Here is a 20,137-nt window from a genome sequence, read left to right as displayed (position 1 = left end):
CCGCAACACCCCGCATCACGACGTACACAGCAAGCGCATTACCCGGCCACCTGGCCGACCACTGAAGCAGGCAACACCGCCGCGGTTGGCTCTATCCAGCCCGGCATACCAACTACAACTCGCCGGCACGACGGTGGGGAGGACAGGAGAAGGATTCTCCGAAGCCCCCGTCCCGCGTAAACGGCAACACGAGGACACGGACATGGCGCATTTCGAACTGATTGAAAAGATGGCACCCAATGCGGTGATCAAGGTGATCGGCGTGGGCGGCGGCGGCGGTAACGCCGTGGCGCACATGGTCAGCACCAGTGTGGACGGCGTGGAATTCATCACCGCCAACACCGATTCGCAGGCCATCAAGAATTGCGGTGCCAAGCTGCAGCTGCAGCTGGGTACCAACGTCACCAAGGGCCTGGGCGCAGGCGCGAACCCGGAAGTCGGCCGCCAGGCCGCGCTGGAAGACCGTGAGCGCATCATGGATGCCCTGCAGGGTGCGGACATGGTGTTCATCACCGCCGGCATGGGCGGCGGCACCGGCACCGGTGCAGCCCCGGTCGTGGCGCAGCTGGCCAAGGAGATGGGCATCCTGACCGTCGCCGTGGTCACCAAGCCGTTCCCGTTCGAAGGCCGTCGCCGCATGCAGGTCGCGCTGAAGGGCATCGAAGAGCTGAGCCAGCATTGCGATTCGCTGATCACGATCCCGAACGAAAAGCTGATCACCGTGCTGGGCCGCAACGCCACCATGATCCAGGCCTTCCGTGCCGCCAACGACGTGCTGCAGGGCGCCGTGCAGGGCATCGCCGATCTGATCGTGCGTCCGGGCCTGATCAACGTCGACTTCGCCGACGTGCGCACCGTCATGTCCGAAATGGGCCTGGCGATGATGGGCACCGGCACCGCGCGTGGCGATGACCGCGCCCAGGCCGCGGCCGAAGCCGCCATCCAGAACCCGCTGCTGGACGATGTGAACCTGGCCGGTGCCAACGGCATCCTGGTCAACATCACCGCCGGCGCCGACTTCACGATGGCCGAGTTCGACGAGATCGGCCGCACCATCGATGGCTTCGCCTCCGAAGATGCCACCGTGGTCGTGGGTACCGTGCTGGACCCGGACATGCAGGACGAAGTCCGCGTGACCGTGGTCGCCACCGGCCTGAACCGTGCCGTCACCGCCAAGACCCAGCGTCCGGGCGAGCGCGCACCGATCAAGCTGGTCCGCAACGCCACCACCGGCCAGCCGGAGTTCGGCGAATTCGACAACGGCGGCGATGCGGTCTCCAAGGCCGTCGGCGGGATGGGCATGGGCATGGGCCTGCGTCGTCCCAGCGCCGACACCGTGGCACCGTCGGCTCCGAGCGCTTCGGGTCCGGCCGCCGCTGAACTGCCCAACGATTACCTGGACATCCCGGCGTTCCTGCGCCGCCAGGCGGACTGAGTAACGCTGGCCGGGGCCTTGTCCTCCCCGGTAAGCACCTCCATGTCCCATGCTGCCGGGCCAGGATCGGCCCGGCAGTCTGACCGCCGTCGTGCATCGCGCACGTCCGGGCAGTGCTGTCGACGCACCACGGTTCACGGAAGGGACAGCGGTAGTGCGTGTTATTCTTGTTTGTCACAGCCGCGCTGACCGCGCGCTTTCTGGTCCTGCCCCCCGATGATCCCGCAACGCACCCTCAAGAACACGATCCGCGCCACCGGCGTCGGCCTTCACAGCGGTGACAAGGTCTACATGACCCTGCGCCCGGCCCCGGTCAACCATGGCATCGTGTTCCGCCGCGTCGATATGGACCCGGTGGTGGAAGTGCCCGCGCGTGCGGACCTGGTCACCGAAGTCACGCTGTGCACCGGCCTGACCTACCACGAGGCCAAGATCCAGACCGTCGAACACCTGATGTCGGCCCTGGCCGGCCTGGGTGTGGACAACATCATCGTGGAGCTGTCCTCGGCCGAGCTGCCGATCATGGACGGTTCCTCCGGCCCGTTCGTGTTCCTGCTGCAGTCGGCGGGCATCGCCGAACAGGACGCGCCGAAACGCTTCATCCGCATTCTCAAGACGGTGGAAGTCACCGATGGCGACAAGGTCGCCCGCTTCGAGCCGTACGAAGGCTACAAGCTCGGCTTCACCATCCAGTTCAACCACCCGATGATCCCGGCCAAGCAGTCGCGCGCCGAAATCGAGTTCTCGACCCTGGCCTACACCAAGGAAATCTCCCGCGCCCGGACCTTTGGCTTCATGCGGGATCTGGAATACATGCGCGAGCGCAACCTGGGCCTGGGCGGTTCGATGGACAACGCCATCGTGCTCGACGAGTTCCGCGTGCTCAACGACGACGGCCTGCGCTACGCCGACGAGTTCGTGCGCCACAAGATCCTCGACGCGATCGGCGATCTGTACCTGGCCGGTGGCCAGGTGCTCGGCGCTTACGAGGGCTTCAAGTCCGGCCATGCGCTCAACAACAAGCTGGTACGCGCCCTGCTGGCCGATGCCAGCGCGTGGGAATGGGTCAGCTACGAGTCGCCTGCGGTCGAGGCCCCCGTCGTCTATGGTCTGCCGGCCTACGCCTGAGCCAAGTGCTGGCCAACCCATTGATTTTATAGAAAATAGAACGGCGCCCAAGGCGCCGTTTCTGTTTCAGGGGGTCAGGACGGGCTCAACGCCGCGTGATCTTGACGTCAATGAACCGTAGGGGTGCACAGCGCACAGATTTGTGAACCTCATCAAGGTTTGTGCCGAATTTAACGTTAATTTAATAAAACACTAACGACTGGCGGCACCGACGCCGCTACAGTGCAGACCGGCTCCCAGCCAAAGTTCACGTGATCGTGACGCGGCCGGGAAGGGGCGGGATGCCCCGATGGCTTCACGACTTGGAGGAATCCACGTCGCGCAGACAAGCCAACGCGTCGCGTAGCCCTTTGTGCGTGGCGGCTGAAACAGCGTGGGGGCCATTCCTGTTGTCGATCGCTGGGGAGCGTGGGGGAGGGGCGGACGCTGTTTTGACGGTCACCTTGGTGACCTTCAGCCCGATGGACCGGGCCGCGTCGATCAACTGTGCTTCGGCAAGCCGGACCTTGGCGTGCCACACGGGAGATTCGACGAGAAAAACGAGGTGCTCGCCGTTTACATTCGCCAGCCGGCAACGGGTGGCCAGTGCAGGCGGCAAATGGGGGCGCAATTGACGGTCCAGCGCGTCGAGCCACAAGGCACGACGCAGCGGGTTACCGGCTTTGTCCGCCATGACCGCATCCAGCGCCGGCTTCGGCGTGGATGGGGAACGGGCACTGGATTTCGGCTCAGACATGAAAACTCACTGATGGCATTCAAAAAGATCGTAATCAAAACGCGTGAAGGACAGGCCAAGACGCCGCTGGCGCGTTTGCGTTTCTACTTCGAAGATTCCCCCCGTGCCCTGCTGGGCAGTGTGCTGGGGGTGGGCTGCCTGATCGGCTTCGGTGCCGGTATCGGTGGCAGCATGTTCAACGATTCCCGGCTCCACGCCAAGGTCGCACAGCAGGAACGCGAACTGGCGCAGGCCCAGAAGGACGCCCAGACCCAGGTCAACGCGCTGGCAGCGCGGATGGGCGAGCTGCAGGCGCAGGCCACCCGTCTCAACGCCCTGGGCGAACGACTCACCCAGATGGGCAAACTGGAAGACGGCGAATTCGACTTCAACGAGACCCCCGGCCTCGGTGAAGGCGAGCCCGGCCCGACCCAGGACATCCCGGTCAGCGCGGTCAACGCCGACTTACAGGTGCTGGAGCAGCGCTTTGCTGCTTCAGGCCGCCAGCTGTCGGTGATGGAATCGCTGATGTTCGACCACCAGCTCGAACAGAATGCCGTGCCCTCGCGCATGCCGATCCGCAACACCTACATCACCTCCAACTTCGGTACCCGCAGCGATCCGTTCGGTCGCGGTGCGGCCACCCACAAGGGCATGGATTTCCACGCCAAGGTCGGTGACCCGGTGATGTCGGTGGCCGATGGCGTGGTCAGCTTCGCCGGTGTGAAGGGCGGTTACGGCAACGTGGTCGATGTGGACCATGGCAACGGCTATGTGACCCGCTATGCGCACAATTCGCGCCTGGTGGTGAAGCCGGGCGATCTGGTCCGGGCCGGCCAGGAAGTGGCCAAGGCCGGTTCCACGGGCCGTTCCACCGGTGCCCACGTGCACTTCGAGGTCTGGGAACGCGGCCAGGTGGTCAATCCGCGCAAGTTCCTCGGTGATGGCGGCAACACCCCGGTCGGCCGCGTTTCGCGGGGCTGATCACGGTAACGAACTTGAACGGGGGTGCTTGAAACGCCGGACCCCCGTCCCAAGCTACAATGGGTGTTGCCATAGACAGGGCGCGGTGCGCCCTGTTTCGTTTGCGGCGTGCGCATCCCCCGGGGAGAGCGCCGCCGTTGGGGCGTCTCATTCCAACCGGTTCCTTCAATGATCAACAGCCTGCTTACCCGCGTCTTCGGCAGTCGTAATGAACGACAGCTGCGCCAGCTCAACCGCATCGTCGCCAAGGTCAATGCGTTGGAGCCGGAAATCGAAAAGCTCTCCGACGAGCAGCTCAAGGCCAAGACCCCGGAGTTCAAGCAGCGCATCGCTGACGGTGAAGCCCTGGACAAGGTGCTGCCCGAAGCGTTCGCGGTCTGCCGTGAAGCCAGCCGCCGCGTGCTCGGCATGCGCCATTACGACGTCCAGCTGATCGGCGGCATGGTCCTGCACCTGGGCAAGATCGCCGAAATGCGCACCGGTGAAGGCAAGACCCTGGTCGCCACGCTGCCGGTCTACCTCAATGCGCTGGAAGGCAAGGGCGTCCACGTGGTCACCGTGAACGACTACCTGGCCCGCCGTGACTCGGCGCAGATGGGCAAGCTCTACAACTGGCTGGGCCTGAGCGTGGGCGTGGTCTACCCGGGCATGCCGCACGGCGACAAGCGCGAGGCGTACGCCAGCGACATCACCTACGGCACCAACAACGAATTCGGCTTCGATTACCTGCGCGACAACATGGCGCTGTCCCGTGCGGACCGCTACCAGCGCGGGCTGCACTACGCCATCGTCGACGAAGTCGACTCCATCCTGATCGATGAAGCCCGTACCCCGCTGATCATCTCCGGCCCGGCCGATGACTCCCCGGAGCTGTACATCCGCGTGAACCGCGTCGTCCCGCACCTGATCAAGCAGGATGCCGAGGAAGGCGAGGGCGATTTCTGGGTGGACGAGAAGGGCAAGCAGGTCCATCTGTCCGAAGCGGGCATGGAGCATGCCGAGGCGCTGCTGGTCGAAGCCGGCATCCTCAATGCCGAGACCGAAGGCCTGTACGCCGCGCAGAACCTGACCGTGGTGCATCACCTCAATGCCGCCCTGCGCGCGCATGCCATCTACCAGCGCGACGTGGATTACATCGTGCGCGATGGCGAAGTGGTGATCGTCGATGAATTCACCGGCCGTACCCTGGCCGGCCGCCGCTGGTCCGATGGCCTGCACCAGGCGGTGGAAGCGAAGGAAGGCGTGCCGGTCCAGCGCGAGAACCAGACCCTGGCGAGCATCACCTTCCAGAACCTGTTCCGCATGTACAAGAAGCTGTCCGGCATGACCGGTACGGCCGATACGGAAGCCTACGAATTCCAGAGCATCTACAACCTGGAAGTGGTGGTGATCCCGACCAACCGCCCGACCATCCGCAAGGACGGTTCGGACCAGGTGTTCCTCAACCGCAACGGCAAGTTCAACGCCGTGCTGGCCGATATCCAGGCCTGCAACGAGCGCGGCCAGCCGGTGCTGGTGGGTACCACCTCGATCGAAACCTCGGAGATGCTGTCCGAGCACCTGACCAAGGCCGGTGTGCACCACGAAGTGCTCAACGCCAAGCAGCACGACCGCGAAGCGACCATCATCGCCAACGCCGGCATGCCGGGCGCGGTGACCATCGCCACCAACATGGCCGGCCGTGGTACCGATATCGTGCTCGGTGGTTCGCTGGAAGCGCAGCTGCATGAGCTGGGCGAAGACGCCACCGACGAGCAGCGCGCCCAGGTCAAGGCCGAGTGGCAGAAGCGCCATGACGCGGTCAAGGCGGCCGGTGGCCTGCACATCGTCGGTACCGAGCGCCACGAATCGCGCCGTATCGACAACCAGCTGCGTGGCCGTTCGGGCCGCCAGGGCGATCCGGGTTCGTCCCGTTTCTACCTGTCGCTGGAAGACAACCTGATGCGCATCTTCGCCTCGGACTGGGTCCAGAAGGCGATGCGCATGATGGGCATGAAGGAAGACGACGTCATCGAGGATCGTCTGGTCAGCCGCCAGATCGAGAAGGCGCAGCGCAAGGTCGAAGCGCACAACTTCGACATCCGCAAGAACCTGCTGGACTTCGACGACGTCAACAACGATCAGCGCAAGGTGATCTACAGCCAGCGCGACGAACTGCTGGATGCGGAGTCGGTGAAGGAGAACGTCGATGGCATCCGCGGCGACGTGATCTTCGATGTGGTGGCGCGCTTCGTGCCGCCGAACTCGATCGATGAGCAGTGGGACCTGCAGGGTCTGGAAGCGACGCTGGCCTCGGACTTCGGCATCGACATGTCGCTGACCGAGCTGGTCAAGGCACACGAGGAACTGGACGCCGAAGGCATCGCCGAGAAGGTGCAGGCCAAGGTGGACGAGCACTTCGCCGCGAAGGAAGCCGGCGTGGGCGACGAGACCATGCGCGCGCTGGAAAAGCACGTGATGCTGACCGTGCTGGACCAGAGCTGGAAGGAGCACCTGGCGCGCATGGATTACCTGCGCCAGGGCATCTACCTGCGCGGTTATGCGCAGAAGCAGCCGAAGCAGGAGTACAAGAAGGAAGCCTTCGAGCTGTTCTCGGAAATGCTGGAGAACGTGAAGCGCGAAGTGGTGACGTTGCTGGCGCGCGTGCGCATCCGCAGCGAAGAGGAAGTGGCGGCACTGGAGCAGGCCGAGCGTCAGCAGGCCGAAGCACGCCTGCTGCAGTCGCAGTTCCAGCACCAGGACGCCGGCGGCTACGGTGCGGACGAAGAGGCCGCGCAGGTGGAGGCCGCCCAGAACGGCGTGCCGCAGGTCACCCGCGATGAGCCGAAGGTCGGCCGCAACGATCCGTGCCCGTGCGGCAGCGGCAAGAAGTACAAGCACTGCCATGGTCAGCTGAGCTGATTGGCTGATTGGCTGATTGGCTGATTGGCTGATCGGATGATCGGCTGACTGGAATTGCTGAAGAAGCCCCGCCTTGTGCGGGGCTTTTTTTTGGTTCTACTCACATCCGCGTGGCAGGCATGCAGCGCGGTCTGACCTGCTCCAGGGCGGCGGTGGCTGGGTCGGGCGCTGGGGCGCGATGCCCTTGCCGGCGACGCCCCCGGTGCCGGCCTGCGGCCGTCCCCTCCTCCTTGATTTCGCCCACAAGGGCATCCCAGCCCACGTATCCAGACGACGGGCGCCGCACTGCAAGCGCCGGCGTGCCGTATGCGTACCACGCGCGAGCGCCGTAGCGGCCGATAGGCCCCTGGGCAAAATCAAGGAGGAGGCCGTCGCCACCAGGCGGCGGCCGGGGGACATTTGCCGAGGGGCCTATTGGTCGCTGCGGGGCCCTTACGCTCGCCGCACCCCTGAGCGGAGACACCACGACGATCCACCCTGCGCCTCCACAACGACCCGCAGGGGCATTGCGTCACCGGGGCCGCTTTGGGCATCCTCCGGGTATGTCATCTCCCCTTCGTTCGATCCATGTCGTGGCCGGCGTCATCACCGATGCCCGCGGCCGCATCCTGCTCAACCGTCGTACCGAGAACCGCGACATGGCCGGCCTGTGGGAGTTCCCGGGCGGCAAGCGGGAGCCCGGCGAGACCTCCGAGCAGGCCCTGGTGCGGGAACTGCGCGAGGAGCTGGGGATCGAGGCGGAGGTCGGTGAGTGGATCATGGACGTGCCGCAGATCTACCCGGACAAGCGGCTCCGCCTGGAGGTGCGCCGGATCCAGGGCTGGAAGGGCTCGCCGCGTGGGCGGGAAGGGCAGGCGATCACCTGGGTGGCCCCGGACAAATTGCACCGGTACTCGATGCCGCCGGCAGACCTGCCGGTGGTGGCGGCGTTGCGCCAGCCGGATCGGTATCTGATCACCCCGGAGCTGGAGGGCGAGGAGGACAGCGTCCACCAGGCTTGGCTGGGGCGCCTGGCGCAGGCGCTGGAGAGTGGCGTGCGCCGGGTGCAGCTGCGCACGCCATCCAGTCCGGCGCGGGTGGCGCTGGCCGAGCGCGTGATCCAGCAGCATGGGCCGCGCACGCAGTGGCTGGTGAACCGGGATATCGACCTGGCCGGGCGGCTGGGCGTCGGGGTGCATCTGGGCAGTGAGCAGCTGCTGGCGCTGGGCGAGCGGCCGCTGCCGGCCGGTCAGCTGGTGGCGGCCTCCTGCCACGATCTGGCGCAGCTGCAGGCGGCGCAGCGGCTGGGCTGTGACTTCGCGGTGCTGGGACCGGTGCAGGCGACGGACAGCCATCCCGGCATCGCGCCGCTGGGCTGGGGCGCGTTCGAAGCGCTGCGCGAGCAGGTCTCGCTGCCGCTGTACGCGCTGGGCGGGATGACCCCCGGCGATATCGAGCAGGCGCGCCGCCACGGCGCGCAGGGCATCGCAGCGATCCGCTCGCTGTGGCCGGCTACAGCGTGATCCAGAAGCAGCCGTACTGACGCCGCAGGCCGAACACGGTCCGGGCCGGGGTGGCGGTGCTGCCCAGTGTCTGTTCGATGCGCAGGCCGATGGGGCGGGGGCGCGAAGGCGCCGATTCAGGACCTGCAGCGGCAAGCGCCGGGTCCACCATCACCGGCGTGCTTTCGGAGTAGACCGGGGCGATGTCGACCAGGGGGCGCTGCACTACCGATTCCAGCCGCCCGATGATGTGGTTCGCGGTGGCGTTGGAGACGTTGCTCCACAGGTAGATCGAGGACAACCGGTTCACGTCCTGCGCGCTGACCGCGTCGCGGATCTGGCCGGTCAGCTCGCTGAGTCGGCGCGCGCAGCCGGCGCGATAGATGCCGGTGTTGCCCACGCTCGCGGTGCGCGGGGCCAAGCGCGACGTAGCACCCACTGCATCGCAGCGGCGGTCGGTGAAGACGGTTTCGCCCTGCGCGTTGGTGCAGCGGTTCACGCGCTGCGGCGCCTGCGCCAGGACGGGCGGCGAGGGCAGGCACAGCGCACACAGCAGGAGCCACACGAGCGGTTTCATCGCAGCAGCGTAGCGGCGCCGGCGTTATCTGCAAGCGATGCGCAACCGCCTCAGCTGCGCAGCAGTTTCAGCACCTGGGTGGTCGGCTTGGCCAGGTTGAGCGTGTAGAAGTGCAGGCCCGGGGCGCCGCCGGCGACCAGGCGTTCGCACAGGCTGGCCACCACCTCGGCACCGAACGCGCGGACCGATTCGGCATCGTCGCCATAGGCCTGCATGCGTTTGCCGATCCAGCGCGGGATTTCCGCACCGCACTGCTCGGAGAAGCGGCGCAGCTGGCTGAAGTTGGAGATCGGCATGATGCCCGGCACGATCGGCACGGTCACGCCCAGCGCGCGCACGGCATCGACGAAGTGGAAGTAGGCGTCGGCGTTGAAGAAGTACTGGGTGATCGCCGCATCGGCGCCCGCGTCGATCTTGGTCTTGAAGTGCTTCAGGTCGAGCAGGGCGTCGCTGGCCTGCGGATGGGTCTCCGGATACGCGCCCACTTCAATGCGGAACGCATCGCCATGCTCGGCACGGATGAAACTGATCAGTTCGGAGGCATAGCGCAGATCGCCCGGATGGCCCATGCCGGAGGGCAGGTCACCGCGCAGGGCGACGATCCGCCGGCAGCCGATCGCGCGGTACAGCTTGAGCAGCTCGCGGATCTCCTCGCGGCTGCCACCGACGCAGGACAGGTGCGGGGCGGCTTCGAAACCATGGTGCTGCTTGAGGTGGCGCACGGTTTCGGAGGTATAGCTGAGGGTGGAGCCGCCGGCACCGAACGTACACGACACGTACTCCGGCGCGAACGCCTTCAGCTTGGCCGCGGTCCGGTCCAGCTGGGCACGCTGGTCGTCGGTCTTGGGCGGGTAGAACTCGAAGCTGATGGCGGTCATGGGCGGGGCGCGTCGGCGGGTGTGGCTCAATCATATCTCTTCATCGCGATGAATGTGAAGTGCGTCGATGCGCCGTGCACGCCGCGCCGGGTACAGTGAGCGCTGATCTTCCGGAGCACTCGCCATGCAGATTCTCGTGACCGGTGGCACCGGCTTCATCGGCAGCCGCCTGTGCGCGCGCCTGCTGGCCGAGGGCCATGACCCCATCGTGTTGACCCGCCGGCCCGGGCGGAACCCGCAGCCGGGGATCCGCAGCGTTGCCACGCTGGACGAGGTCGGCCCGGTCCAGGCGGTGGTCAACCTGGCCGGCGAGCCGCTGATGGACGGCCGTTGGAGCGATGCGCGCAAGCAGGCGCTGCGCGACTCCCGGATCGGCACCACCCAGGCGCTGCTCGCCTGGATCGCTGCGCTGCCCGAACGGCCTCGGGTGCTGGTGTCCGGTTCTGCGATCGGCTGGTACGGCCCGCGTGACAGCACACCCCTGGATGAAACCGCCTCGCCCGGGCATGACTTCGCGGCGATGCTGTGCCGGCAATGGGAAGCGGAGGCCCTGAAGGCGGAAGACCTCGGCGTGCGTACCTGCGTGCTGCGAACCGGCATCGTGCTCGACCGGGACGGCGGGGCCCTGCTCAAGATGCTGCCCCCGTTCCGGATGGGCGTGGGTGGCCCGATGGGCGACGGCCGGCAGTGGATGAGCTGGATCCACCGCGAGGACCTGGTGGGCATGATCCTGTGGCTGCTGGGCAACGGGCAGGCGCGCGGTGCCTACAATGGGACCGCGCCGGGTACCGTCACCAACCGCGTGTTCGCCACCACGCTGGGTGAGGCGCTGCATCGTCCTGCGCGGCTGACCACCCCGGCCTTCGCGCTCAAGGTGGCGTTCGGCGAGATGGCCGGGCTGCTGTTGACCGGGCAGAACGTGCAGCCGGTACACGCGCTGGCCGAAGGCTTCACGTTCCAGTACCCCTCGCTGCCGGGCGCCCTGCAGGCCATCGTGGGCGCGCCGGAGCACTGAGGTCGCATTTCCATCCCCGCCTGGCGACCGCTCATGGCCCGCTGCGGCCGCTGCTCATGTCATCGCCCCGGCCGTGCCTGCATGCGGCAGTCTGCAGGCTCACCCCAGCCGGAGCCTGCCATGTCGACCCGCCGCAACCGCCGCATCCACTCCCTTGCGCCATTGGCCGCACTCGCGCTCACCGCCTGGGCCACCTTGGTCAGCCCCGCCCACGCAGCGACCGAAGCGTTTCAGGATCTGCAGGTCGAGGTGATCGGCACCGGCCGGCCGGTGCTGATGATCCCCGGCCTCAACAGCGGCGCGCAGGTCTGGCGCGAGACCTGCGCCGCGCTGCAGCCGCAGGTGCAATGCCACCTGATCCAGCTGCCCGGCTTCGCCGGTGCGCCCGCCGTGGCCAGCGATGATTTCCTCAGCGCCATGCGGGACCGCCTGCTGGCCTACAGCGCCGACCGCAAGCTCGATCATCCGGCGGTGATCGGCCACAGCCTCGGCGGCGTCCTGGCCCTGCAGATGGCGATCGCGGCGCCGCAGAAGATCGGCCCACTGGTGATCGTCGATGCCTTGCCCTACCTCGGCGCGGTGCAGAACCCGGCTGCAACACCGGCTTCGCTCAAGCCGATGGCCGAGCAGATGCGGGCCGGCATGCTCGCCGCCGACGCCACCCGGTACGCGGCGCAGACCGATGCCGCGGTGGCCGGGATGGCGCATGCACCAGAACGTGTTGCCACGTTGAAGCAATGGGGACGCGACAGTGACCGCGCCACCACCGCCAACGCGATGTATTCGATGACCATGACCGACCTGCGCCAGCCGATCGCCGGCATCACCGCCCCGGTGATGGTGCTCGGTGCCTGGGCGGCCTACCAGCCGTTCGGTGCGACCGAAGCCAGCACACGCCAGGTGTTCGCGACGCAGTACGCCGCGCTGCCCGGGGTGCGGATCGAGATGAGCCGCGCCGGCTACCACTTCCTGATGTGGGATGATCCGCGCTGGCTGCAGACGCAGATCCGGGACTTCCTCGATCTGCCTGCGGCGCCCTGATCGATAGCGGCATGGAGATGATGAGCACGACGCAGGCAGCACGCAGTTCCGGCTTCTGGTGGCGCAACAGCGCGGTCTGGCTGGTCTACCTTGGGGTGAGCCTGGTGCTCGGGTTTTCCTATGGAGGCCACTGGTCCGGCATCGTCCTGATCTCGCTGATGGTGTCGCTTTGCTTGTGGGTGGGCAGCGCGTTCATCCGCCGCTGGGCGCTTGGCCATGACTGGTTGCAGCGCGATCTGCTTGGGTTGACGTGGCGGCTGCTGCTCGCGGTGGTGATCGTGGCAGCGGCTACCCAGGTGCTCACCGCCGCTGTGCTATTGCCCGCTTTGGCCTGGGACTGGGTGCAGCTGCCGGGGCAACGTGCGAACTATCGCCCGGCCGCTGTCTTCGGCTACTGGTTCAATACCGCCATCGTCCTGAGCGTGTGGTGCGCACTGTGGACCGGCCGCCGCGCGCTGCAGCGGGCCCGGCACAGTGAGATGGCACAGCTGCGCGCCGAAGCACAGCGGGCGACGCTGGAGCACCAGGCACTGCGTGCGCGGCTCAATCCCCACTTCGTGTTCAACGCGCTCAACAACCTGCGTGCACTGATCAATGAAGACCCGGCGCGCGCACGCGACATGGTTACCCATCTGTCCAGCACGCTGCGCCACGCCCTGGTGCATACCGATGGCGATTGGGTCACCGTGGCCGAGGAGTGGCGCGTGGTGCAGGACTACCTGGCGGTGGAGGCGATCCACTACGAAGACCGCCTGCGGGTGCGCACCGATATCGACCCCGCCGCGCTGTCCGCACGGCTGCCGCCGATGGCCCTGCAGCTGCTGGTGGAGAACGCGATCAAACACGGCATCGCGGTCCACCCGGGCGGTGGCGAGCTGACGATCCGCGTGCAGCTCGATGGCGGCTGGCTGCGGGTGGAGGTGGACAATCCCGCCCCGCACGACGCCTGCAGCGCAGGCCACGGTATCGGGTTGACGTATCTGCGCGCCCAGCTCGGCCTGGACGAGTCGCGTTCCGCATCCGGCCGCGGCACGTTCCTGCTGGAGCGTCAGGGCGAGCACATGATGGCCCGATTGCAGGTGCGGCAATGAGCCCCTCCCTGCGCGTGCTGATCGTGGACGATGCGCGGCTGGCGCGCAGTGAACTGCGCACGTTGCTGGCGGCGATCCCGTGGGTGGACTGTGTCGGTGAGGCGGACGATGTACCCGCCGCGCGCGATGCGATCCTGCGCGAGCAGCCCGACCTGGTGCTGCTGGATGTGCAGATGCCCTCGGGTGAGGGGTTCGATGTGCTGGATGGACTGGAGACCGTGCCGATGGTGGTGTTCGTCACCGCCTACGACCAGTACGCCGTGCGCGCCTTCGACACCAATGCGCTCGATTATCTGGTCAAGCCGGTGGAGGCAGACCGCCTTCGGGCGGCGCTGGAGCGCGGCCGGGCGCGCCTCCCGGTGCCAGCCGCCCCCGTTGCGACGAACAGCGGCCGCGATTCGCTGGGCGCCGACGATCAGGTGTTCCTGCGCGATGGCGAGCGCTGCTGGTTCGTGGCACTGGGCGAGATCCGCAAGATCGTGGTCGACGGCAACCATGCCCGGCTCTGGTTCCGTGACCAGAACGCGGTGCTGGCACGCAGCCTCAGTACCCTGGAAGCACGACTGTCGCCGGCGATGTTCTTCCGCGCCAACCGCAACACCCTGGTCAACCTGCGCCGCGTGCGGGCGATCGAACCGTCGCTCGGCGATGGCTACGACCTGACCCTCGACGACGGCAGCCAGGTCGAGGTCTCGCGGCGCCAGGCGCGCGAGCTGCGTGAGCGGTTGGCGCTGTAGGGCACGCGCCGCACACGCTACCCTGTATGGGATCTCCACCGCCTGACTGTGCCCATGTCCATCGTCCTCACTGCATTCGCCCGTCCCCGCCTGTTCCCCCGCGTGCCGCGCGGCAACACCATCCAGGACTGCAGCGCCGAGCAGTTCGAACAGCACCTCAACACGCACGCGCCGTTCAAGGTGCTGGATGGCTACGCGCCGTTCTGCAAGCTGCACGTGTATGAGAACTGGACCTCCACGCGCTGCCTGACCGTGCCGATCACCGAGGCCAACCGTCACCAGCTGCGCAGTGCTTATGAAGCGCGCAACCGCGAGGAGCTGCCGGTGCTGGTGCGCTGGTTCGAAGGCGTCGAATCGCCGCGCGCGAACTACCTGGTGGTGATCCTGTACAGCGCCGAGCAGCTGGCCAAAGAGGGCTCCCCCATCGATGCGGACTGGGGCATCGTGGGCTGCATCTACACCGCCGAGCCGGAGGAAGTGCCGATGGCCCCGATCACCATGATGCGCAATGCGCTGGGCGTGGAAGAAGGCGGCTCGGGTGTGCCGCTGGATCGCGACGCTTATGCGCGCGCGGTGGCGTTCTGGGAGAGCAACGCCAACTGGCGGCCCTGAGGCGCCCAGGCTCGCTGCACGCCCCCCCTGTAGAGCCACCCCATGGGTGGCTGCACGCGGACCGGAGCGAACGCAGCCACGCATGGCGTGGCTCTACAGGTCCATGAAGCGTCCGGGTGGATGCCCATGCGCCGGAGCATGCCGCCAGTGCGATGTGCAGCGGCGCTGCAATCACGCATGCGGTGGGGCTCCCTCCACGGTGGGGCGCGTCAGTTTCCACTCCCACCACGGGTAGTGATACTCGCGGTCGGTGGCCAACCAGTGCGTTGCGCAGTCCACGCAGGTGACGGCATGCGCCTCGCCCCAGCCGTCCTCGGCTTCCCCCACGGCATCGATGACCACATGCCCGCGCGTGGCCTCGCGACGCGGATCGAAGAACGGGTAGTGCGGGTAAAGCGCACACAGGCAGCCGGCCCGGTCCCGCCAGAAGCGCAGCCGGCGCAGGGCGAACTGCAGGTGATGGTTGTTGGCGAACAGGGCGCCACCCAGCGCGATGTCCGCGGTGGCGCGCTCGATCCGTTCGACCCACGGCGAAAGCGCGTCCAGTTCGGCCGGATCACGGAGCTGGGCGATGGCGCAGGCTGCGCTGTAGATGCGGTCAGGCTCGGATGACAGCAGCGCCTGCAGGTGCTGCGCGCCAGGGCCCTCGGTGGGGGCGATTGAGTCCCGGTTGAGAGGCCAGCGCATCAGCGTGCCTTGCCGATGGCGGCATAGCATCCGCCGGTGAGCCGCAGCAGATCGGCCGGTGCCAGCGCCACCTCCAGCCCACGCCTACCCGCACTGACATGCACCGTCGGCAAGGCCTGCGCGCTGGCATCAAGAAAGGTGCGGTGCTTTTTCTTCTGCGCCAGTGGGCTGATCCCGCCGACCAGGTAACCGGTCGCGCGCTGCGCCGCTTCGGCGTTGGCCATCCCGCACTTCCGGCAGCCGGCCGCGGCGGCGAGTGCCTTGAGGTCCAGGGTGCCGCTCACCGGCACGATCGCCACCAGCAGCTCATGTGTCTCGGTGGTTGCCAGCAAGGTCTTGAACACCTGGGCCGGATCCAGCCCGAGCTGCTGCACGGCCTCGCCACCGTAGGATTCGGCGGCGGCGTCATGGTGATAGGACAGCACGCTGTGCGCGATGCCGGAGGTCTTCAGCAGGTTGATGGCGGGGGTCATGGCGGCATCGTAGCGTGGTGCGCGGGGTGTCGGCTTGACCGAGGCTATCGGAACCGCCGTACCGACCAACGGTCGGTAGCTGCCACAAAAAAACGGGCGCCTTTCGGCGCCCGTCTGTGTTCAACGCAACTGGACCGGCAGGCCGATCAGTAGCGGTAATGCTCCGGCTTGAACGGACCATCCACCGGCACGCCGATGTAATCGGCCTGTTCCTGGCTCAGGGTGGTCAGCTTCACGCCGATCTTTTCCAGGTGCAGACGCGCCACTTCCTCGTCCAGCTTCTTCGGCAGCAGGTACACCTTCTTCTCGTAGCTGTCCTTGTTCGCCCACAGGTCGATCTGTGCGAGCGTCTGGTTGGCGAACGAGTTGGACATCACGAAGCTCGGGTGGCCGGTGGCGCAGCCCAGGTTCACCAGGCGGCCTTCGGCCAGCAGGAAGATCGCGTTGCCGTTCGGGAAGACGTACTTGTCCACCTGCGGCTTGATGTTGATGTGCTGCACGCCCGGGAAGCCGACCAGGGCATCGACCTGGATCTCGTTGTCGAAGTGGCCGATGTTGCAGACGATGGCCTGGTCCTTCATCGCGCTCAGGTGCTCGATGCGGATGATGTCCTTGTTGCCGGTGGTGGTGACGTACAGGTCGGCACGGCCCAGGGTGGATTCGATGGTGTTGACCTCGAAGCCTTCCATCGCGGCCTGCAGGGCGCAGATCGGGTCGATCTCGGTGACCACCACGCGCGCGCCGTAGGCACGCAGCGAAGCGGCGCAGCCCTTGCCCACGTCACCGTAGCCGCAGACCACGGCGACCTTGCCGGCCAGCATCACGTCCATCGCGCGCTTGAGGCCATCGGCCAGCGACTCGCGGCAGCCGTACAGGTTGTCGAACTTGCTCTTGGTGACCGAGTCGTTGACGTTGATCGCCGGGATCAGCAGGGTGCCGGCCTGGGCCAGCTGGTACAGGCGATGCACGCCGGTGGTGGTCTCTTCGGAGACGCCCTTCCAGTCCTTGACCACGCGGCCCCAGTAACCCGGGCGCTCGGTGGCCACGCGCTTGAGCAGGTTCTTGATGACCTGCTCTTCGTGCGAGGCGGCCTTTTCATTGACCCAGTTGCTGCCGTTTTCGAGCTCGTAGCCCTTGTGGATCAGCAGGGTCACGTCGCCGCCATCGTCCACCACCAGCTCCGGGCCGGTCAGGGTGCCGTCGGGCAGGGTGAAGGTCAGTGCGTCCAGGGTGCAGTCCCAGTATTCCTCCAGCGACTCACCCTTCCAGGCGAACACCGGGGTGCCGGACTTGGCGATCGCGGCGGCGGCGTGGTCCTGGGTCGAGAAGATGTTGCAGGACGCCCAGCGCACGTCGGCGCCGATGTCCTTCAGGGTCTCGATCAGCACCGCGGTCTGGATGGTCATGTGCAGCGAGCCGGTCACGCGCACGCCCTTCAGCGGCAGGGTGGCGGCATGCTTGCGGCGGATCGACATCAGGCCCGGCATCTCATGCTCGGCGATGTCCAGCTCCTTGCGGCCCCAATCGGCCAGGGAGATGTCGGCAATCTTGTAATCGCCTTCGGTGGAGAAGGTCTTGGCAACAGCGTTCATTCAAAGCTCCGGTGTAATGACGAGTCGGTACTCGTGTTCGCCGGGCGCCGTTGGAACCAATCCTGGCCACCGAGCCTGGCCGCCCCCGGAAAGGTCCGGAACGGTCGCAGCGCCCCTCGGTGGAGGGTCGCCCATTATATCGCGGCCCGCTGCGTTGGCATGAATCGGTCCCCGCCCCCAACCATCGGCAGGGGGGCGATCGGCGCCCGGCTGTTAAGGTCGGGGGTTTGTATCAGCATAGGGACGGAACATGACACGCAACCATGGTCGACGCGCACCGCAATGGCGCCATACCTTGATCCTCGGCCTGGCCCTGCTGGCGGTGCCGCCGTTGGCGCTGGCCGCCGCGCCGGCCGCGAAGACCTCCGCGCAGGCCGTGGCCGCCGCCAAGGGTGACCCGAGCGGCTATGAGCTGCCCTCGCCGGCGCTGCAGGCGGTGGTCGACGCGCCGCGTGCCCCGACCCTGAGCCTGTCCCCGCGCCGTGACCTGGCCGCGCTGCTGCAGACCCCGCCGCTGCCGTCGATCAACGACGTCGCCCAGCCCGAACTGAAGCTGGCCGGCCTGCGCATCAACCCGGCCACGCATTCGGCCAGCCGCTTCAGCTTCGCCGACAAGCTGTGGCTGATGAACGTGGCCGATGGCAAGGAGCGCCAGATCAGCGGGCTGCCGCAGCCGTTGTCGATCGCCACCTTTGCGTGGTCGCCGGACCAGAAGTACATCGCCTTCAACCAGGTGCATGCGGCCACCAACACCAATGAACTGTGGATCGTTGATGTGGACGCCGGTTCGGCGCGGCGCCTGGTCGGCGATCTGAACACGGTGATGGGCGATGGCTACAGCTGGCAGCCCGACAGCCGGGGCCTGCTGGTGATGCAGCAGCTCAAGGGCCAGGGGCCGGCACCGTCTGCCGGCGGCATTCCGACCGGCCCGGCGATCCAGCAGACCGAGGCCGACGCCGGTGTGCGCACCATCCGCACCTACCAGGACATGCTCAAGAACGAGGCCGATGCCCGCCTCTTTGATTACTACGCCAGCGCGCAGCCGGCCAAGGTCGCGCTCAACGGCGTGACCACGCCGCTCTCCACGGGCGGGGTGTACTGGGACGTCACGCTCTCCCCGGATGGCCGTTACCTGCTCAGCGAACGGGTGGTGCGCCCGTATTCCTATCTGGTGCCGGCCAGCGCATTCGCGCGTCGCATCGAAGTGCTGTCCGCCGTGGACGGCAAGCTGGAGCACACCGTAGCCAACCTGCCGTTGAAGGAAGGCCTGCCGACCGGCAACGATGCGGTGGCCACCGGCGTGCGCCGGATCGACTGGCGCGCCGATGCCCCGGCGACCCTGGTCTGGGCCGAGGCGCAGGATGGTGGCGACCCGAACCGCGAGGCCAAGGTGCGCGATGCGGTGCTGATGCAGGCCGCCCCCTTCGACACGCCGCCGGTGACGCTGGCGCAGCTGGGCAGCCGCTATGCCGGCATCCAGTGGGGCCGTGGTGATCTGGCGCTGCTCAATGAATCGTGGTGGAAGAACCGCGAGGTCAAGCAGTGGCGGATCGCGCCCGACCAGCCGGAGAAGGCAGCTGAACTGCTGTCCGCACGTTCCTCGCAGGACCGCTACAACGATCCCGGTCGCCCGGGCCTGGTGCGCGACGTCAACGGGCGCGCGCGCCTGCAGGTGAGTGCCGATGGCCGCAGCATCTTCTTGTACGGGCTGGGCGCTTCGCCGGAAGGCGATCGTCCGTTCGTGGATCGCTTCGATCTGGACAGCAAGCAGACCACGCGCCTGTTCCACTCGCAGGCCCCGTCCTATGCCGCGCCGGTGGCGCTGCTCGACCAGGAAGGCACCTCGCTGCTGCTGACCCGTGAATCGCCCGATGAGCCGGCCAACTTCTACGTGCAGTCGCTGGGTGATGCCACGGCTGCACCGAAGGCGCTGACCCACTTCCAGCACCCGCTGCCGCAGCTGCGTGGGGTGAGCAAGGAGCAGATCCGCTACAAGCGCAACGACGGCGTCGACCTGACCGCCACGCTGATGCTGCCGCCGGGTTACAACGCGAAGAAGGACGGTCCGTTGCCGCTGCTGATGTGGGCCTACCCGGGGGAGTTCAAGACCGCCGAAGCCGCCAGCCAGGTCACCGATTCGCCGTACCGCTTCAACGCGATCAGCTACTGGGGTCCGCAGGCGTTCCTGGCCAAGGGCTACGCGGTGCTGGTCAGCCCGTCGATGCCGATCATCGGTGAGGGCGACAAGGAACCGAACGACACCTACCTGCCGCAGCTGATCGCCAATGCCGAGGCCGCCGTGAATGAAGTGGTGCGGCGTGGCGTGGCCGACCGTGAGCACATTGCGATCGGTGGCCACTCCTACGGTGCGTTCATGACCGCGAACCTGCTCGCGCATACCCGCCTGTTCAAGGCCGGCATCGCGCGCAGCGGCGCCTACAACCGCACGCTGACCCCGTTCGGCTTCCAGGCCGAAGAGCGCAACTACTGGCAGGCGCAGGACGTCTACCAGAAGATGTCGCCGTTCAACTACGCCGACAAGATCAAGGACCCGATCCTCTTCATCCATGGCGTGGACGACAACAACTCCGGCACGTTCCCGATCCAGAGCGAGCGCATGTTCGCCGCGGTGAAGGGGCTGGGCGGGACGTCGCGGCTGGTGATGCTGCCCAATGAATCGCACGCTTACCGGGCACGCGAATCGATCATGACCATGCTGGCCGAGAGCGAGCGCTGGCTGGAGCAGACCGTGGGCGAGGGCAAGCCAGTGAAGAAGAAGCGCTGAAACAA

General features: G+C 66.9%; 17 protein-coding genes and 1 riboswitch. Of the genes, 11 read left to right on the top strand and 6 right to left on the bottom strand.

What is annotated here, in order from left to right:
- Positions 1 to 202 precede the first annotated feature (202 nt).
- Complete coding sequence (gene ftsZ, locus ORK51_RS03785; RefSeq protein ID WP_019182482.1) at positions 203 to 1,435, top strand: cell division protein FtsZ; 1,233 nt, start codon at positions 203 to 205, stop codon at positions 1,433 to 1,435.
- Between the two features lie 216 nt (positions 1,436 to 1,651).
- A complete protein-coding gene (gene lpxC, locus ORK51_RS03780) occupies positions 1,652 to 2,563 on the top strand; it encodes a UDP-3-O-acyl-N-acetylglucosamine deacetylase (RefSeq protein WP_019182481.1) in 912 nt (303 codons plus the stop codon).
- A 295-nt stretch (positions 2,564 to 2,858) separates the two neighbouring features.
- On the opposite strand, the gene ORK51_RS03775 is transcribed toward lpxC, so the two are convergent.
- The gene (locus ORK51_RS03775) at positions 2,859 to 3,299 is read right to left on the bottom strand and encodes a DciA family protein (RefSeq protein ID WP_026069663.1); all 441 of its coding nucleotides are present in this window, start codon (positions 3,297 to 3,299) and stop codon (positions 2,859 to 2,861) included.
- A 12-nt stretch (positions 3,300 to 3,311) separates the two neighbouring features.
- Here ORK51_RS03775 and ORK51_RS03770 point away from each other — a divergent pair, with 12 nt between their 5' ends.
- From ORK51_RS03770 to ORK51_RS03760, 3 genes are all read left to right on the top strand, one after another.
- A complete protein-coding gene (locus ORK51_RS03770) occupies positions 3,312 to 4,262 on the top strand; it encodes a M23 family metallopeptidase (protein WP_019182479.1) in 951 nt (316 codons plus the stop codon).
- A gap of 168 nt (positions 4,263 to 4,430) precedes the next feature.
- The gene (gene secA, locus ORK51_RS03765; RefSeq protein ID WP_019182478.1) at positions 4,431 to 7,163 is read left to right on the top strand and encodes a preprotein translocase subunit SecA; all 2,733 of its coding nucleotides are present in this window, start codon (positions 4,431 to 4,433) and stop codon (positions 7,161 to 7,163) included.
- A 542-nt stretch (positions 7,164 to 7,705) separates the two neighbouring features.
- Positions 7,706 to 8,665 (top strand): Nudix family hydrolase, encoded by a 960-nt coding sequence (locus ORK51_RS03760; RefSeq protein WP_266084116.1) that lies wholly within the window; start codon positions 7,706 to 7,708, stop codon positions 8,663 to 8,665.
- Here ORK51_RS03760 and ORK51_RS03755 read toward each other — a convergent pair.
- Together ORK51_RS03755 and metF are read right to left on the bottom strand one after the other, a co-directional pair.
- A complete protein-coding gene (locus tag ORK51_RS03755; RefSeq protein ID WP_266084114.1) occupies positions 8,655 to 9,221 on the bottom strand; it encodes a hypothetical protein in 567 nt (188 codons plus the stop codon). The genes ORK51_RS03760 and ORK51_RS03755 overlap by 11 nt on opposite strands.
- 50 nt (positions 9,222 to 9,271) lie before the next feature.
- On the bottom strand, positions 9,272 to 10,099 hold the full coding sequence (gene metF / locus ORK51_RS03750) for a methylenetetrahydrofolate reductase [NAD(P)H] (RefSeq protein ID WP_019182475.1): 828 nt from the start codon (positions 10,097 to 10,099) through the stop codon (positions 9,272 to 9,274).
- Between the two features lie 124 nt (positions 10,100 to 10,223).
- Here metF and ORK51_RS03745 point away from each other — a divergent pair, with 124 nt between their 5' ends.
- The 5 genes from ORK51_RS03745 to ORK51_RS03725 all read left to right on the top strand — a co-directional run bounded on the left by ORK51_RS03745 (position 10,224) and on the right by ORK51_RS03725 (position 14,595).
- Positions 10,224 to 11,114 carry a TIGR01777 family oxidoreductase gene (locus tag ORK51_RS03745; protein WP_266084112.1) on the top strand — a complete coding sequence of 297 codons (891 nt, stop codon included), beginning with the start codon at positions 10,224 to 10,226 and terminating at the stop codon, positions 11,112 to 11,114.
- A gap of 120 nt (positions 11,115 to 11,234) precedes the next feature.
- Entirely contained in the window at positions 11,235 to 12,155 is a 921-nt protein-coding gene (locus tag ORK51_RS03740; RefSeq protein ID WP_266084110.1) for an alpha/beta fold hydrolase, read from the top strand.
- A 17-nt stretch (positions 12,156 to 12,172) separates the two neighbouring features.
- Positions 12,173 to 13,246: a sensor histidine kinase gene (locus ORK51_RS03735; protein WP_429000611.1), complete on the top strand. Its 1,074-nt coding sequence runs from the start codon at positions 12,173 to 12,175 to the stop codon at positions 13,244 to 13,246.
- Positions 13,243 to 13,983 carry a LytR/AlgR family response regulator transcription factor gene (locus ORK51_RS03730; protein ID WP_070426630.1) on the top strand — a complete coding sequence of 247 codons (741 nt, stop codon included), beginning with the start codon at positions 13,243 to 13,245 and terminating at the stop codon, positions 13,981 to 13,983. Before ORK51_RS03735 ends, ORK51_RS03730 begins: the two co-directional genes overlap by 4 nt.
- Before the next feature lie 54 nt (positions 13,984 to 14,037).
- Positions 14,038 to 14,595, top strand: coding sequence for a DUF3228 family protein (locus ORK51_RS03725; protein ID WP_266084105.1), 558 nt, complete (start codon positions 14,038 to 14,040; stop codon positions 14,593 to 14,595).
- A 171-nt stretch (positions 14,596 to 14,766) separates the two neighbouring features.
- On the opposite strand, the gene ORK51_RS03720 is transcribed toward ORK51_RS03725, so the two are convergent.
- From ORK51_RS03720 to ahcY, 3 genes are all read right to left on the bottom strand, one after another.
- Entirely contained in the window at positions 14,767 to 15,282 is a 516-nt protein-coding gene (locus tag ORK51_RS03720; protein ID WP_266084104.1) for a hypothetical protein, read from the bottom strand.
- Complete coding sequence (ybaK, locus tag ORK51_RS03715; RefSeq protein WP_266084102.1) at positions 15,282 to 15,755, bottom strand: Cys-tRNA(Pro) deacylase; 474 nt, start codon at positions 15,753 to 15,755, stop codon at positions 15,282 to 15,284. Before ybaK ends, ORK51_RS03720 begins: the two co-directional genes overlap by 1 nt.
- A gap of 146 nt (positions 15,756 to 15,901) precedes the next feature.
- The gene (gene ahcY, locus ORK51_RS03710) at positions 15,902 to 17,347 is read right to left on the bottom strand and encodes an adenosylhomocysteinase (RefSeq protein WP_046273657.1); all 1,446 of its coding nucleotides are present in this window, start codon (positions 17,345 to 17,347) and stop codon (positions 15,902 to 15,904) included.
- 35 nt (positions 17,348 to 17,382) lie between these two features.
- A riboswitch (S-adenosyl-L-homocysteine riboswitch) is annotated at positions 17,383 to 17,471 on the bottom strand.
- 126 nt (positions 17,472 to 17,597) lie between these two features.
- Between ahcY and ORK51_RS03705 the strand changes: the two genes are divergently transcribed.
- Positions 17,598 to 20,132: an alpha/beta hydrolase family protein gene (locus ORK51_RS03705; RefSeq protein WP_266084101.1), complete on the top strand. Its 2,535-nt coding sequence runs from the start codon at positions 17,598 to 17,600 to the stop codon at positions 20,130 to 20,132.
- The last annotated feature ends 5 nt before the right edge of the window (positions 20,133 to 20,137 follow it).

Origin of the sequence: Stenotrophomonas sp. RIT-551 (assembly GCF_026241915.1) — a bacterium.
Taxonomy (GTDB): Bacteria; Pseudomonadota; Gammaproteobacteria; order Xanthomonadales; family Xanthomonadaceae; genus Stenotrophomonas; species Stenotrophomonas bentonitica_A.
This window is presented reverse-complemented; position numbering and strand designations above follow the sequence as displayed.